Consider the following 14,719-nt stretch of genomic DNA (forward strand, 5'->3'; position numbering starts at 1 on the left):
CGCTGCCAGGCTTGACCTCTTCGACCTCCACCCCATGTGCGCAGGGTGCGAACTGCGCGAGAAGGATCCGTCGATGGCCTCGAGGACGCTCTTCCACATCGCAGCCGCGGCGATATTGGCCGGAGCTGCGGCGGCTCTCATTACGACCTCAGCCATCACCGGCCCCAACGCGGCCGACCGGCGCACATCCCTGACCGATCCGGCGGTCGTCGCTCCCCTCTTTTCCGACGACGCCATGACGATCCTGCGCCCACTGCAGGAGATGAAGGACGCCTGGGCGAAAATGCCCGAGGAAAATCGCATGAGGGTGCGCGAGGACTGCAAGAGGCCCCAGGATGCGAGGGAGCAGGATCTGTGCGCAGCGGTGGAAAGCATGGAGCGGCAGCAGGCCTACTGAAGCCCCGCGCCGGCTGGCCCCAGACATTTTCCCGCACCTCGGCAATTGGCGTATGGCGGCATGCGCTGCGAGCCTGCTAAAAGCCGCCTGCCATTCATGAGGCGTTCACAACGAACTTCGTAGATGGCGAACTGGCTTGCACCTTTTTTGGGTGCGGGCTCCGGATTTAGTCCGCGGCTAATGCGGCGGCATTACTGAGAGGAACACTATGCGTATTGCAATGCGTCTTGCCCTTGCGGCTTCGGCCATCGCGCTCGCGATCGGCGCCGCGCAGGCGGAGGAGAAGGTCCTGAAGATCGGCACCGAGGGCGCCTATCCTCCCTTCAACAACCTGACCGCCGACGGCAAGCTCGAGGGCTTCGACATCGACATCGCCAACGCGCTCTGCGACGAGATGAAGGTGAAGTGCGAATTCGTGACCCAGGAATGGGACGGCATCATCCCCGCCCTGCAGGCCGGCAAGTTCGACGCCATCATCGCGCAGATGTCGATCACCGACGAACGCAAGCAGCAGGTCGATTTCACCAACAAGTACATCGACACCCCGCCGGCGATCGCCGCGCGCAAGGATGCCGACATCAACGGCACCACCAAGGAAGACCTCGCCGGCAAGACCATCGGCGTGCAGGGCTCGACCATCCACTTCAACTATGCCGAGCAGGCCTTCACCGACAGCACCGTCAAGGCCTACCCGACCGCGCAGGAATACCAGCTCGACCTGGCCAATGGCCGCCTCGATGCGATCAACGACGATATCGTGTCGATCCAGGAGTGGCTGGATTCGCCGGAAGGCGATTGCTGCAAGCTGGTCGGCACCTTCAAATCCGTCGAGGAGATCCACGGCCCCGGCGCCGGCATTGCCTTGCGCAAGGGCGAGGACGAGCTTCGCGAGAAGCTGAACGCTGCCATCGACGCGATCCGCGCCAACGGCAAGTACAAGGAAATCAACGACAAGTACTTCAAGTTCGACGTCTTCGGCGAATAAGCCGCAAGCGTCGGCTTGTGTCGAGCTTTCGAACGGCGGGCAGCAACCTCGCCGTTCGATCCTGGCCGCGTTGACGGCGGCGGCCGCGCCGGCATTCCTGCCGGACAAAAGCGCCGCCCACACATCGCCCGCTCGCCCTTGCGGCGTGCGGGCAAGCAGGCCTGGGGCGGGGGCTTACAAGGAGAGGACTACCCGAATGAAACTGTTCAAGACCACCACCGTCGTTGCCCTGCTTGCCATGGTTCTGGCCGGCTGCGCTTCGACCGAACGCGAGCAGCGCGCCGGCACCGGTGCCCTGATCGGCGCTGCCGGTGGCGCGCTCGTGGGCCAGGCGCTGGGCCGCAACACCACCAGCACGGTTGTCGGCGCCGCGGGCGGCGCCCTGCTGGGTGCGGCGGTCGGCAACATGACGGCCCCCAAGCGCGGCGGCGACGAAATGTGCCGCTATCGCGCACATGACGGCCGCGTCTACACGGCGCCCTGCGACGACCGCTACTACAACGGCCGGTACTGAGGACTGCACCCCATGGGGGTGTAACGAACGAACTTCGCACCGGCCCGGCAGAACAGCTTCCGGGCCGGTGTGATCCTTGCCGCAGGGATGCCGACAGCCGCTGCCGCATCACCGGCGCGCAGAACGACCGAGACGGCGCCCGCCGAATCCGAAGGCTGCATCCGAAAGCAATATGTTCGAGAAAATAGCGCCGAACTGTGGCGGTGGTGCCCCCTGCCGGTGTGAAATAGCCCTTTATTTTCCGATAGTTGCGCTGACAGTGGGACAAAGAACAGGGTGCAATTTCATTATGTTTTTTGTCTCGCTCGTCTCACTGCTTTTTCCTCGCTTGTAGATGCGAAAGAACTGCTTCCCCTCAAACACGAAAAAAGCCCGCCGCCTCGGGGGAGGAGACGACGGGCTGCTGAGTAAGGCTCCGCCGAACAACGCATCGAGCGTTCAGTTGTTCCCAGGCAAGTATAAAAAATTGGGGTGCTGGTCCGGCCTTGCTCCGCCGTCAACAGAAATCCACAGCTGCCGTTAGGGAAAGCGGGTATTGCGGGCATTCCTCCATCTAGTTGGTTGATCGAAGCTCCTGTCGTTGTTTCGTTCAGAAGCGGCGGACGGGGCGAGAGGAGGAATGGAATGTACTTAACGGAATACGCCCGAAATGCCGAAGCTGCTGACCGTACCAGACGCCGCATGCAGTACCGCGGAGCAACGCCCAAGGGCGATCGTCTATGGACCGATGCTGAGGATGAGCTTTGCAGGCAGTACGGCTCCAATTATGAGGCACTTCGTCAGAAACTTCCGCATCGCAGTTACGAAGCAATTCGCTGCCGCTGCCGATATCTGGGGCTCCGACCAAAGCGGAAGGTGGTTACGGCAAACGAACTCTCCCGCATGCGGCGGTTAGTGCCGACGGCATCACCGCAGCAATTGCGGGAGGCATTTCCAAATCGGTCCCTTGAGCAAATCCGATGGGTAAGTCGCTATCACGGCATCACCCGGAAACGTCAACCATTCAAGCGAACGGGCTTCCCGGCGATAGATGCCATACGGGATCGATGCTTCGAACTCGGCTACTCAATGGGCGACCTGGACGAATTGGCCAAGACCAAAGGCTACTTTAGAAAAGCCGGCTGGATTGTACGCGGTAAGCCCAGCTACCGGGCAATAGGCCGCGCCGTTGAGGCGCTCGATGGCGAACTCTCGATCCGCTGGAGGGAGGAATGAAGGTGGGGCGCGCGGCAATCGAGGCCGAAATCGAGCGACTGCTTTGCATTCTGGATAACATGGACGGAGATGCCGACCTCGAACCTGAGCCCGGGGAAGAGCAGCACGACGCTGAGGCCGAATTGACCTGGACGAGCGGGCTTGCGCCGGAATGGTTTGTCATTGCGGAAAGAGCGCGGCGAAAGACGCCAGGACGACGCTGACTGACGTCTGGGCTGCCGCAACCTGACGGCCGGCAGCCCCACCGCTATAGGCCATGAAACGCAGTAAAGGACCCGCCGACGAACCGGAGCGGGCGAGGATCGGTAAACTGAAGACGAAAGGATGCGTCGCTGACGCGGAGTTATACTTCAGAATATGTCAACGTTTGTGATCATCAATTCGATTGCAAAGCGGTGGACAAGGACTATATCGTCCCGCTTGGACTTAACCCGTCCGCAAGGGGAGAAAAACATGAGTGACAAAATTCGCGTGATCCTTTTTCAAGAAGGGGATTGCTGGGTTGCTCAAGGACTGGAACACGACATATGCGTTCAAGCTGCCTCGCTTGAAGAACTATACGGCCGCTTCGACGTAGCCGTTCGCCTTGAAGAGGCTGAGGGTGGCGTTGAGCGAATTGGCCAAGCGCCTAAATACTTCTTCGACCTGTGGGAAAAGAAGGCTGGTGAGTTCAAACCATCACACGATGGGAACCCCGTCTTTGATTTTGGTATGGCTGCATAATGTCGTTCCCGTTCGGCGGGCATCCGACATTCGGTAGGTATCTGGCTTGGGTACGTGATGAGCACAAATTCACGTCTCAGGCCGGGGTGGCTGCAGACTCTACCGGCAGGTCACATTCCGTGACCAAAATCATTAAGCCAGATGGCACGACAGTGATCGTGCCGGGTGTGAGCCAAACGGAACACCTGGCGCCATCAACGGTAAGTTATCTCGATCGTCGTCTTGGGGTCACTTCACCGTGGTTCTCTGTAGACGGGATAGCCGAGGAATGAAGTAGTTCCGCTCGGGGTCGCGTTGCAGCAGAGTCTAGCCCGCTTCGGCGGGCTTTTCTGTGCTCTTGTTCATCGGGCGCGGTAGAGCACTTCACTCGGTCAAACGCGGCCGCTCTTCCACCGTTCCCTTGTCGCCCGCGCCGCCTTCGCCCGGCGCGCATCAACGAGAAGGTCGAGCGCGTAGGTTTCGGCCTCCTCCGGCGTCATGGTGAGTTCCCAATACGTGTTCGGGCTTTCGGTAGGGATTCTGCTGCAGACGGTTTCCGGGTTGCGAGGTTCCCATACTCTGGGAAGCAAGAGGCAGCGAGTTACCAAGGATTTCATCGGCGCCTCTCCTGATACCAGCCCAGGTTCCAGCGGATCAGGAACATGATCAGCCGGTTCATCGCCGCAGCATCTCGAGGAAGCGGTAGCCGACCTCTACGTCCTCGAAGCACTGGACCCTTGTGCGGGCATCCTCGGCCGGATCGATGATGGCGAACACCGCCGCGCCGCGCTGATGCTCGGCTAAGTTCCCTGTCAGGGCGTAGTGATCCATGAACTTGTAGCCGCGCAGTTGCACCAGCCAGCAGGAGTGCCCACGCTCGGCGATCTCGATGTCTTCGAGACCGAAGTTGTGCGTGTGACCGGTGACGTAGAGATCGGCCAATTCGCCCAGCTTGGCGGCACGGAGAGTGGCGTGGAGGTTGTTCCAGATCGAATTTCCCTTCCGGCCGTGCGAAGCGTCGATGCGCCTCGCCGAGCCGACAGGATGGACGAGCTCGAACTCTGCCCGCCAGTCGATGATGGGAATGTGCGAGCCGCCCAGGCGCTTGTGGAAGTCGGCACCGCCGTTCCAGTCGTCATGGTTGCCGAGTATCCAGCATAGCCACGTCACGCCGGCGTCGAACATGAACCATTCGGCCAGACGCTTTGCCGTAGCTTCCGACGCCTCCTGATTGGCATAGAGCCGCATCAGCCTGCCGACCCAGTTGTTCGTCGTGTCGCCGATGTTGAGGCCGTAGACGCCGGACTTTCGGGCGATCTCGAGATGGCTTTGGAGAAGCGGGATATTGCAGCCGTCATCGTCCAGATGAGGATCGCCGAACATGATGACGCCGTAGGGCTTCTGTTCCTTTACCTTGATCTGGAACCACTTTCTGTCGGAGTGGGCCTTGGCTTTGCGCTCAAAGTGCCTCGCCTTGCGGGCAAGGATATCCTCGATCGGTTCTTGCTCGTCACCGTCGATTACGAATCGCGGGTATTCGATCGTCGGCGGCTGCTTCGCCAACATCGAATTCACCGTTGATCGGGCGATGCCGGTTTCTCTGGCTATGGCGCGCTGGTTCGGCGTTCCGTCTTCCTTGACGAAGACCTTCGCCAGTTCGTGCACCCGCTCAAGAGTGCCGGCAGGGGTTGCTGCCCTTCCCTCGAGATTCGCCATCAGGCATCGCGCCCCGTGACAACTCGGCCGGACGCTACAAGGCATGCGCTGATGCCGTGCACCTGGACCAGCGACCACGTATCACCGACCGTTGACTGGAACAGGATGAGGTCCAGCACGCCTTGCTCGGTCGGTGCTTTGCCCTGCCAGGCGATGGTTTCGTGATGGTCCCGCTGCAGCGCCTCGATCATGGTCTCGATATCGGAGCATGGCGTTTTCGCCTGTGCCGCTACGGGGAAAAGCGCGAACGCGCCGGCGAGAAAGAATGCACGATGAAGCGTCATTTCAGCCTCCTACTGCAGCCGAGCGTTTTGCTGCGCCTTGAGCGTGGCGATGTCCTCGCGGATCGTCGTCAGCGTGTTGAGGATTTGCTGTTGGAGCACCGCGTCACGGTCGGCGCCCTTCTCGACCACGGCGATGCGCATCTCGTGGTTTTCGATGGTGATGATGAGCCTGCTGTAGGCAAGGAAGATGGAGCCCACCAAGGCGACGATGGTCATGATGTGGCCGAGGTTGATGGTCGGGTCGAACTTCATGATCCAGCAGCCTCCCTGCCGTGCCTGGCGCACTCAGTCATCGTCCAGATGGCGGCGCCACACAGTCCCGCCGCTGTCTCGTCGATCCTGAGCTGGTCGGCCGGCGTCGCGCCGCGGGCGCCGACCTGCGACGAGCCGACGACCTTGCGCAAGCCGTCAGCGGTCACAGGCGCCGGTTGCGAAGTCGAACAGGCCGCCAGCATCGTTGCAGCGGCGAAGATCAGCGCGCCATTTCTCAGCCGTCTTGCCGGCATGGGTGTTCTCCTGGTTAATCTGCTGAATGAAGCCGGCCTGCGCGACCGTGCGGCCGGCGCGATAGGCCTGCCAGTGGCTAACGCCGAGCAGCGCAGCGGCCGCGCCGGTGGCAAGGAGATAGCCCCGCATCAGGACAGCCCCAGCACCTTGCGCACCTGCGGCATGGCCGAGATGGCATAGATCGCAAAGCCGACGATGACGGCGACGAGGGCGAGCTGCACGCGCCAGTCGAGCGCGCCGAAGGCCGCCAGCGGCGTGCCGATCGCCGTCATGAACCAGGTCCAGAACCGCTTCGACCTGGCCAGCGGTTCTTCCTTGGGGCGCACCGCGGCCGGGGCGTCGCGCTCCGGCGCGGCATCCCTCGCCTGCCTGATCTGGTCCAGCATCGCCTCGACTGGCTCCGGCGCCACCAGCGCCTTGTTGAGGCCGTCGCCGGCATAGAACGACTGCCCGCGCCTCAGCTCGCGTTTCTGGTTCTTGGTCGCGGCCAGCACCGGCAGAGAGGCCCATTCCTGCGCCAGCCGCTTGCCGAACTCGGCGCGGCCGATCTTGCCAGCCACGAACTCGTGGTAGCCGCGGCGCTTGAGCAGGTGAAAGCCGAGCCGGTCCTGAAGATCCGCATCGAACCGCTGGCTGCCGCGCAGCCCGAGCTCCTTCGACAGGTCGACCAGCGTGGCGCGCAGGAACTGGTAGCGGCCGGCCGCGCTCGAGCCGTGGTTTTTCGACCAGGCCTTCTGCGCCTCGAGCACCTCGCCCAGCGTCATGCTGGTGAGCGGCTTGGAAAGCCTGCCCTGCTTGTTGGCGTAGATCGTGCCATAGCCCTTCGGCGCCTCGATATCTCCAATGAAGTCGAGCAGCATCGCCGCTTCAAGTGGAACGGTTTTGTCCATGGCAGTTCCTTCCCGCCGCGAGCGTGAGTGAATTTTCAGGTTATTGCGTGCGCGAGATAGCCGCTACGACTGGCGCGCGAACGCCCGTCGAATAGCGCTGCTGGTTTGCATGGCCTTGATTTTCGTCGTGCCAATCGACGACATTACGCCAGCTGTCATCCGTCACGGCGATGATCTATCCCGCCCCAAAGGGGTGTTCAGGGCAGGATTTTCAGAGATTGCAAAGACGAGGCAAAGAATAAGAGATTTGGAAGTCTAGCAGGCTAGCCTGCGCGACTTGATACGCAGGCGCCGCCGCCAAAGCTTAACAGCTTCTTCTAATGGTGACGAAATCGTGTCATTTTCGTCACAGAGCAATCTCATAGCGAGAAGCTAACGCTCCTGAACGTACGATCCTGATTGAAAGGGGACGCGCCGTGAGTAATCTCAGTATCGAGGAAGGGGCGAGCGATCGTTTCTTTTTCATTACTGGGGATGGGGCAGGGAAACGCTGTCCTTCAGCAAAAAATACCCATACCCGTTTATTAACTTTGACTGGAGGTCAGACAATGAACATCAAGAGCCTGCTTCTCGGCTCCGCTGCGGCCCTGGTCGCAGTTTCCGGCGCTCGCGCGGCCGACGCCGTCGTCGTCGCTGAGCCCGAGCCGATGGAATATGTCCGCATCTGCGACGTCTACGGCGCCGGCTTCTACTACATCCCGGGCACCGAAACCTGCCTGCGCGTTGGCGGCTACATCCGCTACGACATCGGCGTTGGCAAGGGCGGCTACGGCGGCCTGATCGACGTCACCGACAAGCGTGACTTCGCCGAGGCGCAGCGTGAGCACGCCAAGGCGATGGCTGATTGGAGAGCCGGTGGCTCCGATCCCGAACTGAGGCCGTCGCTGCGTGACATCGACACCCATGACACCTACTACAAGCGCGCCCGCGCTGCCCTGCAGATGGACGCCCGTTCGGAAACCGAACTCGGCACCCTGCGCGGCTACATGCACATCAACTACAACTGGGACACGGTTGTTACCAACGTCCTGGATGCAGACAACGATGCAGTGATCGCTCGTCTGACCGACACCGCCACCGGCTTTGCCATCAACCACGCCTTCATCGAACTCGGCGGCTTCCGCATCGGCAAGACCGACTCGCTGTTCTCGACGATGACCGGCTATGCCGGTGGCGTCATTGAAGACGACCTGGTTCCGTACGGCCCGTTCGACACGCACCAGATCGCCTACACCTACACCGGCCCCAACGGCTTCTCGGCTGCGGTCGCGGTTGAAGAGGGCAATGGCGTTCTCTACACCCTCGACACCTACGCTCCGCACGTTGTGGCTGGCGCTTCCTGGACCCAGGGCTGGGGCGGCGTCTCGGGCGTCGTCGGTTACGACTCGGTCTGGAACGAGTGGGCTGGCAAGCTCCGCCTCGACGTCAACGCGACCGAGCAGCTTTCGCTCTTCGTGATGGGCGGCGTCGGCAGCGAGAAGAACATCTCGCAGAGCTTCTACAAGCAGTGGGACGGCAAGTGGGCCGTCTGGGGCGGCGGCACCTACAAGTTCAACGAGAAGGCTTCGGTCAACTTGCAGGCTTCCTACTCCAAGGCTAACGACAACGAAGATTTTGATCGCGCGGCAAGTTCGCACACCGCTGTTGTGGCCAACGTCGCCTACGAACTCGTTCCGGGCTTCGTCATCACCCCGGAAGTGGCCTGGGAGCGGGTTCGCTTCGAGAACGAGGAAGGCGACCGCGAGAGCCGGTCCGCCTGGGGCGGCTTCCTGCGCTTCCAGCGTTCGTTCTAATCGGCTTGTCAGCTGATTTGAGAGACCCGGCGGGCAACCGCCGGGTTTTTTTGTTCACAGGCGGGGATATTACACCGGTTCTGCGTGCCGTTTAGCCGCCGCGACAACCTCAACCATCAGATCAGCTCTCAGCATCTCTATCGGCTTCGCCCAGTTCAGATGTTCATTAGGCTGAATGAGCCAGAGCCATGCGAAGCGTGGATGCGGAATCAATGCCGCGACCTGCTCAATCCCATTTACCGGCCTACCATCGATGAACTGCTCCAATGGGAATACGTGCTTGCGGCCGCCAGTGCGAAGCGCCACTACAGCGTTCCGGCGCTGCCACCTATGCAAGGTGGAGCGAGAAATACCGTAGTTTGCTTCAAGATAAGTAGGGCCAGCGGTTGGACCAGCCCAGTCGTCCACCCTGATCGGAACCTTGGGTATTTCGCCCTCTTCTTCTTGATCCCTGGCGATCACGTCCGGCAAGGCTGGCGATTTAGTCTCGGCATCCTTAGCCAGTCCGGAAACGAACTTCGCCGCACCTTCTGCGATCTCATCCGGCGACCTACCAACCGCTTCCATCTGGCTATGGGAAAGGTTCGCGTATGCCACAACAATAGCCCCAGCCAGTTTTCCGCCGGCAACCACTTCCGCCCTAGACATCCTGCGATCATACTTCGCGAGGATGTGCTCGACCTCTGCGGCGACAAATTCCGCCAACTTATCGCGCGTGAAGTTGCATGGTTGCGTCATGTTGGTCATGGGCACAGCTCCATTGAGGGCCTTGTACCTTTATATTGAGAGACGTGTACCTTTATATTGAGAGACTTGTACCTTTATATTTAGAGACTGTACCTTTATATTGTGAAAGTGGCAAGCTTGGCGCATGAACGCCCGTCGAATAGCGCTGCTGGTATGCGTGGCCTTGATCATCGTCTTGGCAATCTACGGCATCACGCCAGCAGTCATGCCGTCACGGCGATGATCTGTCCCGCGCAGACAAAGCAGCGCGGTTGCATCTGTTCAATACATATGCCACTGCCAGCGCACCACTGGCGGGGAAAATCATGTGGATGGCAAACCGGCTAGCATCATCGACCAGGACTGAATCAGTTGATCGTCATTCATACTATCCGTTCATAGACGGGCTTCGAGCCATCGCCATCCTGGCGGTAGTTTTGTACCACGCCGGAGTGCCTGGCGTAACCGGCGGGTTCATCGGCGTAGATGTATTCTTTGTTATTTCCGGTTTTCTGATTATCGGAATCATCTTGCGCGGGCTTGAGGCCGGCAAGTTTTCTTTGTGGTCTTTCTACGCAAGGCGCACCCTTCGAATTGTTCCACCATTCCTGATCGTCCTACTAGCCAGCAGCATAATCGCCTCGGTGGTTCTCGTTTCGCCGACCGAAATTGAAGCCTTTGGTGCCTCCATGGCTTGGTCAGCCATGATGGGTGCCAACATTCACCTGTATCTCGAACAGGGGTACTTCGACGCCGCGGCGGAAACGAAACCCCTGCTCAACATGTGGTCGCTGGCGGTCGAGGAGCAGTTTTATTTGCTCACGCCGTTCATCCTCATGGCCGCGGCACTTTTGCCGCGGCGCATGGTGCGAGCGAGTTTGTTGTCCATGCTCGTCCTCGCCTCATTTGTTGCGTGCATTATGTTCACCAGAGATGAGCGCAATCTCGCATTCTACATGGCGCCACTGCGCGCATGGCAGTTTGCAGTGGGTGGAGCAGTTTACGGTATTGCTCCCTATCTGTCCGGGAGAAGATTGGCCGCGCAAGTAGTAGGCTTTGTCGGGCTGGCGGCGATAGGCGCCAGCGTTGTGCTTTTCAGCGGCGACCTTGTCTATCCTTCCTATTTCGCCGCACTGCCAACGATCGGCGCAGCCGCACTACTCCTTGCTGGCATTGTACATGATCGAGCTTTTACCACTCAGTTCCTCGCCACCAAACCTTTGCGCGCGATCGGCTTAGTGTCGTACTCTTGGTATCTATGGCATTGGCCGCTGCTTACCTTCTGGAGAATCACGCGCGCCGGCCAGACGACGCTCACAGAAGACGTTGGGATCGTCATTCTCGCACTGCTGCTTTCAATAATAACCTACATCACCATCGAGCGACCAATCGGGCAAAGAAGGCAGAGGCTGTCCGCAGGTGGCTGGAGAACATCTATAACTCTTGCCGGCTTGGCGCTTGGTGCCGCGATTTCTTTGTCTGCAACGGCAATAGCGCCAGGCGCTGCCGCTGTGGCTAAAATGTCGATCACACCAGAGATTTGGCCTAGAACTGACAAACGCGCCAAGATGGAGAAGAAGGACCCATGCTTCCTCCGGCGTGACGCAACGTTCAACGTTGAATGCACCAGCCTTCTTTCAGGCAAGCGCGCGCTCCTCCTAGCCGGGGATTCGCACTCCGCAATGCTGTACCCTTATCTCTTTCGGCTGAGTACCGAGAGCGATTTTCGCATCGTCACCCAATACAGTAATGGTTGTCGCCCGTTTCTCATCAGCGGCCCAGCCGAGCGATGTAAAGAGTATTTTGATGAGACAAACGCAGCCATTCAAGCTGAAGGAATTAGCTATGAAATGGCGATACTGACCGGCGCGTGGAATCGCGAAATCCACGGCATCGGCTGGCGCAGTACCAAAACATCTGGCGAAGTTGAGCAACGCTTAGCCTTGCTGGAGTCGGGAATGGAGCGCTCTATCTCTTACTTGCAGAAGCGAGGTGTAAATCGCATCCTTCTAATTGGCCCAGTCCCAGAATTTCCGGCAGAAATTCCTACGTGCCTTCTCCGCGCTAACGGCCTGGGCATCGCGTGGGACTTTTGCGGCCTGACACGCTCGGTTGTCGAGGATCGTCGCGCTCCAATTGTTGCTATGCTCAAAGCGGTGGCCGACCGACACGAAGACGTGCGTTATGTCGACCCCATCAATGTTTTCTGCGGCGCTACGGTTTGCCTGCCGTATTCGAATGGAAAATCCCTTTACACAGACTCGCACCACTTGTCGCTGGCAGGCAGCGAAGCAACGTTCTCAATGCACCAGGATGATCTGAATTGGCTTCTCGGCCGCCCAGGATCCGCTCACCGCGCCGCGAGCCTGATGCCGACAGACATCAGCCAGCTTCAAAAATGACCTCGATCGTCACCCTATAGATATACAAACAAGGTTTGAACGAGCGTTGGAGCCGTTGCCGAAGGTCGTTGTCACCGAACCGAAATTTGTCGATGTCAACATTCCCAACCGCAAAAGCGTGTTAGATGCGTATTGATTTGTTACCGTATCCACACTCGACGGCCCCGACGTGAATGTCGGCCCACTTGTTTGAGCATCGGAGGCAATAGCCAAGAGGACGCCGTCATTCAAAGTATTGAGTGAAACCGATATTGTGTCTGGATTGGCGGTACTTGAATTCGCACTATATCCAGCGTGATAATTGGGAACGCGTGCATTTAGCGCCATAAATGATCCGACATACCCGCCGCTAATTGGTTGGTCTGCGGTAATAACAACCGTTCCAGAGGTGCCGGTCGGCACAACTGCGGAAGCGATGAATAACACGGGGCGCGTATTTGACGCGAGAAGTGATTGGTTCTGCACGTGTATCGTTGCCGGTATGCCGCCGATGGTTACACCGGTGACAGTTGTATCATTGCCGGGCGCGTCAGTTCTTGTAACGCTTCCGACAATGTAAACGCGCCGCATTGGAGATACCGCCCCAAAACCGACGTTTGCAAATGAATTTGTTGCAGATGAGTACTTGCCGATATAGGAGCAATCCACCGGCATCATTGACACGACGCCAATCGGCACCATCCCCGGCAGCATCAGTTATCCTCCGCCATGACGGTGCCGGCGTCCGCGCCAATCGCATCAAGGAACGCCAGCGCGTCGGTGTCATCGGCATAGACGCTGGGCTGGTCTGGCGCGAACCAGCGCGCGAAAAAGACAGGATTGCTCGTCAGCGCCGCAAATGCAGCCTCCATAAGGCCAGTTTCGATCAGCCTTGCCTGCACGGTCGACTTGCGGACCATCCGCCGCTCAACGGCCGGGGGCGGCGCGTCTTCAGTGTTGAACAGCTGCCGCACCAAATCGCCGTCTTCCAGGTAGGTCGCACCGCCAACCGCAATCTTGCCTGCTGGCGCCTCGAAAGGCACAGCGCGCACCAGCCCGAACTCGGCCAGTTCCTCGGCTGACCAGCCTCCGAGCGCCGATGCCGACAGCGTGACGAACAACTGATAGGGATCGCATTCCTCGGTTTCGGCGCGGCCATCCTGATAGGTCACCTCGCGGGTGTTGACGGTCTTCGGCATCGGCTCGTTGTGGCCGGTCCATTCGGTCCAAACGCCGTCGATTTTGCGGACAAGCGGTCCCATGCGGTGCTCCTACGAGGGGGTGTTGATGACGCCGGTGATGATGATGCTGGAGGCATCCTGCACAGCGTAGAACAGGCAAGCCGTCTGGCCGCTGGCGATCGAGATGGGCCAGACGATGCTGGGATCAGCCTTATAGGCGGTGCTCTTCGACAGGGTCCGCGCCGCGCCTGACGCGGTCACCATGAATACGCCGCACTGCCCGGGCACGGCATTGGACGGCGCGCCGAGCGCCCGGTTGCCGGCAAGCGCGACACTGAAGTTGAAGCCGTCGTTCATGTTGACAGCGATTTGCGCCGCGTCGGTCAAGGCGACAAAGCCGGCCGCGTTCCAGGCCTCTGCCGGCGTGAGCGCGAGATTGCCGGCGGCCTTGGCCCGATAGTTCGCGGCGGTCGCGAGCTGGGTGACGCCAGTGGCCGCCGTGGTCGCGGCCTGCTTGATCTGCGCGAACATGTTGGCGCTGGTCTTGGCGAGCAGCGCCTTGGCGTCGGCGCTGGCATCGCTGATGTCGGCTGCGGCAAGCGTCACCGCGCCGGTCTTGCCGGCCACGCTCGTGACCGAATTGACCTGCGCACCGGCCGCTATGCCGGCCAGCTTTGCCCGCTCGGCCGCAGTCATGACCTTGGCGTCCGCTCCTTCCGCCATGTTCTCCATGGCGAAGGCATCGGCGCTCTTCCCGGTCGGGTCGTAGGTGGCGGCAACCATGTCGCCAGCGCCGTCGCCGTCGCGGCCGGGCTCGCCTTGCGGCCCCTCCGGCCCAGGATCGCCCTTGTCGCCTTTGTCGCCCTTGTCTCCCTTGTCGCCCTTCGGGCCAGGTACCGTGCTGTCGGCACCCTGCGGCCCCGGTTCACCGCGTGGCCCCGCCGGTCCCTGTCCGTAGACGGTCGGCCCAGCCCAGTCGCCAGCCGTGTCCGACGCCTTGATGTACAGCTCGAACGGATCGGCCGTGATGTCGAGGAAGATGAAGTCCTCCGTGGCGGTGTCGTAGGCGGCTCGCTGCGCCAGCGTGCCCATGGCGTCGAAGTTGATGTAGCTGAGCTTGTTCAGCCGGTCCGCGATCTCGGCCAGTCGGTCGTTGGCCGTCACCGCGCTGGCAGCCTGCGCCGTCTCGCGGAAGATCGAATAGGCCTGGCCGACACCATTGGCACCATGCCATGGATAGTCGAGCGTCAGATGCGTGTCGTCGACGACGGTGCACGGCACTGAGATGCCGGCGCAGCAGAACAGGCCGCCGGTCACCAGCGCCAGCGCCCAGGCGGAGCCGCTACCGACGACAATATCTGATCCGGCCGCCACCGTGACGGTGCCGGTCTTGTAGGACTGAGTCATGTGTTGAGTGCCCTCGATTTT

Annotated in this window: 17 protein-coding genes; 8 read left to right on the forward strand and 9 right to left on the reverse strand. The window is 60.3% G+C overall.

Annotated elements, in window-relative coordinates; all coding sequences use genetic code 11:
- Positions 1 to 73 precede the first annotated feature (73 nt).
- The 6 genes from AC3A4H_RS19260 to AC3A4H_RS19285 all read left to right on the forward strand — a co-directional run bounded on the left by AC3A4H_RS19260 (position 74) and on the right by AC3A4H_RS19285 (position 3,834).
- A complete protein-coding gene (locus AC3A4H_RS19260) occupies positions 74 to 397 on the forward strand; it encodes a hypothetical protein (protein ID WP_487768148.1) in 324 nt (107 codons plus the stop codon).
- A gap of 208 nt (positions 398 to 605) precedes the next feature.
- A complete protein-coding gene (locus AC3A4H_RS19265) occupies positions 606 to 1,382 on the forward strand; it encodes an ABC transporter substrate-binding protein (RefSeq protein WP_487768149.1) in 777 nt (258 codons plus the stop codon).
- A 196-nt stretch (positions 1,383 to 1,578) separates the two neighbouring features.
- A complete protein-coding gene (locus AC3A4H_RS19270; protein ID WP_487768150.1) occupies positions 1,579 to 1,896 on the forward strand; it encodes a YMGG-like glycine zipper-containing protein in 318 nt (105 codons plus the stop codon).
- A 624-nt stretch (positions 1,897 to 2,520) separates the two neighbouring features.
- The gene (locus tag AC3A4H_RS19275; RefSeq protein WP_487768151.1) at positions 2,521 to 3,111 is read left to right on the forward strand and encodes an SANT/Myb-like DNA-binding domain-containing protein; all 591 of its coding nucleotides are present in this window, start codon (positions 2,521 to 2,523) and stop codon (positions 3,109 to 3,111) included.
- Complete coding sequence (locus AC3A4H_RS19280) at positions 3,108 to 3,314, forward strand: hypothetical protein (protein WP_487768152.1); 207 nt, start codon at positions 3,108 to 3,110, stop codon at positions 3,312 to 3,314. Before AC3A4H_RS19275 ends, AC3A4H_RS19280 begins: the two co-directional genes overlap by 4 nt.
- Before the next feature lie 250 nt (positions 3,315 to 3,564).
- A complete protein-coding gene (locus tag AC3A4H_RS19285; RefSeq protein WP_487768153.1) occupies positions 3,565 to 3,834 on the forward strand; it encodes a hypothetical protein in 270 nt (89 codons plus the stop codon).
- 654 nt (positions 3,835 to 4,488) lie between these two features.
- Here the strand turns inward: AC3A4H_RS19285 and AC3A4H_RS19290 are convergent.
- The 5 genes from AC3A4H_RS19290 to AC3A4H_RS19310 all read right to left on the reverse strand — a co-directional run bounded on the left by AC3A4H_RS19290 (position 4,489) and on the right by AC3A4H_RS19310 (position 7,210).
- Positions 4,489 to 5,529 carry a hypothetical protein gene (locus AC3A4H_RS19290; protein ID WP_487768154.1) on the reverse strand — a complete coding sequence of 347 codons (1,041 nt, stop codon included), beginning with the start codon at positions 5,527 to 5,529 and terminating at the stop codon, positions 4,489 to 4,491.
- Positions 5,529 to 5,813 (reverse strand): hypothetical protein, encoded by a 285-nt coding sequence (locus AC3A4H_RS19295; protein ID WP_487768155.1) that lies wholly within the window; start codon positions 5,811 to 5,813, stop codon positions 5,529 to 5,531. Before AC3A4H_RS19295 ends, AC3A4H_RS19290 begins: the two co-directional genes overlap by 1 nt.
- Before the next feature lie 9 nt (positions 5,814 to 5,822).
- Positions 5,823 to 6,065: a hypothetical protein gene (locus tag AC3A4H_RS19300; protein WP_487768156.1), complete on the reverse strand. Its 243-nt coding sequence runs from the start codon at positions 6,063 to 6,065 to the stop codon at positions 5,823 to 5,825.
- Positions 6,066 to 6,221: 156 nt separating this feature from the next.
- Positions 6,222 to 6,449, reverse strand: coding sequence for a hypothetical protein (locus AC3A4H_RS19305; RefSeq protein WP_487768157.1), 228 nt, complete (start codon positions 6,447 to 6,449; stop codon positions 6,222 to 6,224).
- On the reverse strand, positions 6,449 to 7,210 hold the full coding sequence (locus AC3A4H_RS19310; RefSeq protein WP_487768158.1) for a lysozyme family protein: 762 nt from the start codon (positions 7,208 to 7,210) through the stop codon (positions 6,449 to 6,451). Before AC3A4H_RS19310 ends, AC3A4H_RS19305 begins: the two co-directional genes overlap by 1 nt.
- A 548-nt stretch (positions 7,211 to 7,758) precedes the next feature.
- Between AC3A4H_RS19310 and AC3A4H_RS19315 the strand changes: the two genes are divergently transcribed.
- Positions 7,759 to 9,003 (forward strand): porin, encoded by a 1,245-nt coding sequence (locus AC3A4H_RS19315; protein ID WP_487768159.1) that lies wholly within the window; start codon positions 7,759 to 7,761, stop codon positions 9,001 to 9,003.
- 69 nt (positions 9,004 to 9,072) lie between these two features.
- Here AC3A4H_RS19315 and AC3A4H_RS19320 read toward each other — a convergent pair whose 3' ends face one another.
- A complete protein-coding gene (locus AC3A4H_RS19320) occupies positions 9,073 to 9,750 on the reverse strand; it encodes an antitoxin Xre/MbcA/ParS-like domain-containing protein (RefSeq protein WP_487768160.1) in 678 nt (225 codons plus the stop codon).
- A 305-nt stretch (positions 9,751 to 10,055) separates the two neighbouring features.
- Here AC3A4H_RS19320 and AC3A4H_RS19325 point away from each other — a divergent pair, with 305 nt between their 5' ends.
- The gene (locus AC3A4H_RS19325) at positions 10,056 to 12,131 is read left to right on the forward strand and encodes an acyltransferase family protein (RefSeq protein ID WP_487768161.1); all 2,076 of its coding nucleotides are present in this window, start codon (positions 10,056 to 10,058) and stop codon (positions 12,129 to 12,131) included.
- A gap of 9 nt (positions 12,132 to 12,140) precedes the next feature.
- Here AC3A4H_RS19325 and AC3A4H_RS19330 read toward each other — a convergent pair whose 3' ends face one another.
- From AC3A4H_RS19330 to AC3A4H_RS19340, 3 genes are all read right to left on the reverse strand, one after another.
- Positions 12,141 to 12,824, reverse strand: coding sequence for a hypothetical protein (locus AC3A4H_RS19330; protein ID WP_487768162.1), 684 nt, complete (start codon positions 12,822 to 12,824; stop codon positions 12,141 to 12,143).
- On the reverse strand, positions 12,824 to 13,309 hold the full coding sequence (locus AC3A4H_RS19335) for a hypothetical protein (protein WP_487768163.1): 486 nt from the start codon (positions 13,307 to 13,309) through the stop codon (positions 12,824 to 12,826). The genes AC3A4H_RS19330 and AC3A4H_RS19335 overlap by 1 nt, the downstream gene beginning before the upstream one ends.
- Before the next feature lie 72 nt (positions 13,310 to 13,381).
- Positions 13,382 to 14,698, reverse strand: coding sequence for a hypothetical protein (locus tag AC3A4H_RS19340; RefSeq protein WP_487768164.1), 1,317 nt, complete (start codon positions 14,696 to 14,698; stop codon positions 13,382 to 13,384).
- Positions 14,699 to 14,719: the final 21 nt, after the last annotated feature.

The organism is Pseudaminobacter sp. Soil_N_29 (assembly GCF_057656055.1).

Coding starts and splice junctions, on each gene's coding strand:
- AC3A4H_RS19260 (WP_487768148.1), top strand. CDS start 74: ATGGCCTCGAGGACGCTCTTCCACATCGCAGCCGCGGCGATATTGGCC.
- AC3A4H_RS19265 (WP_487768149.1), top strand. CDS start 606: ATGCGTATTGCAATGCGTCTTGCCCTTGCGGCTTCGGCCATCGCGCTC.
- AC3A4H_RS19270 (WP_487768150.1), top strand. CDS start 1,579: ATGAAACTGTTCAAGACCACCACCGTCGTTGCCCTGCTTGCCATGGTT.
- AC3A4H_RS19275 (WP_487768151.1), top strand. CDS start 2,521: ATGTACTTAACGGAATACGCCCGAAATGCCGAAGCTGCTGACCGTACC.
- AC3A4H_RS19280 (WP_487768152.1), top strand. CDS start 3,108: ATGAAGGTGGGGCGCGCGGCAATCGAGGCCGAAATCGAGCGACTGCTT.
- AC3A4H_RS19285 (WP_487768153.1), top strand. CDS start 3,565: ATGAGTGACAAAATTCGCGTGATCCTTTTTCAAGAAGGGGATTGCTGG.
- AC3A4H_RS19290 (WP_487768154.1), bottom strand. CDS start 5,529: ATGGCGAATCTCGAGGGAAGGGCAGCAACCCCTGCCGGCACTCTTGAG.
- AC3A4H_RS19295 (WP_487768155.1), bottom strand. CDS start 5,813: ATGACGCTTCATCGTGCATTCTTTCTCGCCGGCGCGTTCGCGCTTTTC.
- AC3A4H_RS19300 (WP_487768156.1), bottom strand. CDS start 6,065: ATGAAGTTCGACCCGACCATCAACCTCGGCCACATCATGACCATCGTC.
- AC3A4H_RS19305 (WP_487768157.1), bottom strand. CDS start 6,449: ATGCGGGGCTATCTCCTTGCCACCGGCGCGGCCGCTGCGCTGCTCGGC.
- AC3A4H_RS19310 (WP_487768158.1), bottom strand. CDS start 7,210: ATGGACAAAACCGTTCCACTTGAAGCGGCGATGCTGCTCGACTTCATT.
- AC3A4H_RS19315 (WP_487768159.1), top strand. CDS start 7,759: ATGAACATCAAGAGCCTGCTTCTCGGCTCCGCTGCGGCCCTGGTCGCA.
- AC3A4H_RS19320 (WP_487768160.1), bottom strand. CDS start 9,750: ATGACCAACATGACGCAACCATGCAACTTCACGCGCGATAAGTTGGCG.
- AC3A4H_RS19325 (WP_487768161.1), top strand. CDS start 10,056: ATGTGGATGGCAAACCGGCTAGCATCATCGACCAGGACTGAATCAGTT.
- AC3A4H_RS19330 (WP_487768162.1), bottom strand. CDS start 12,824: ATGCTGCCGGGGATGGTGCCGATTGGCGTCGTGTCAATGATGCCGGTG.
- AC3A4H_RS19335 (WP_487768163.1), bottom strand. CDS start 13,309: ATGCCGAAGACCGTCAACACCCGCGAGGTGACCTATCAGGATGGCCGC.
- AC3A4H_RS19340 (WP_487768164.1), bottom strand. CDS start 14,698: ATGACTCAGTCCTACAAGACCGGCACCGTCACGGTGGCGGCCGGATCA.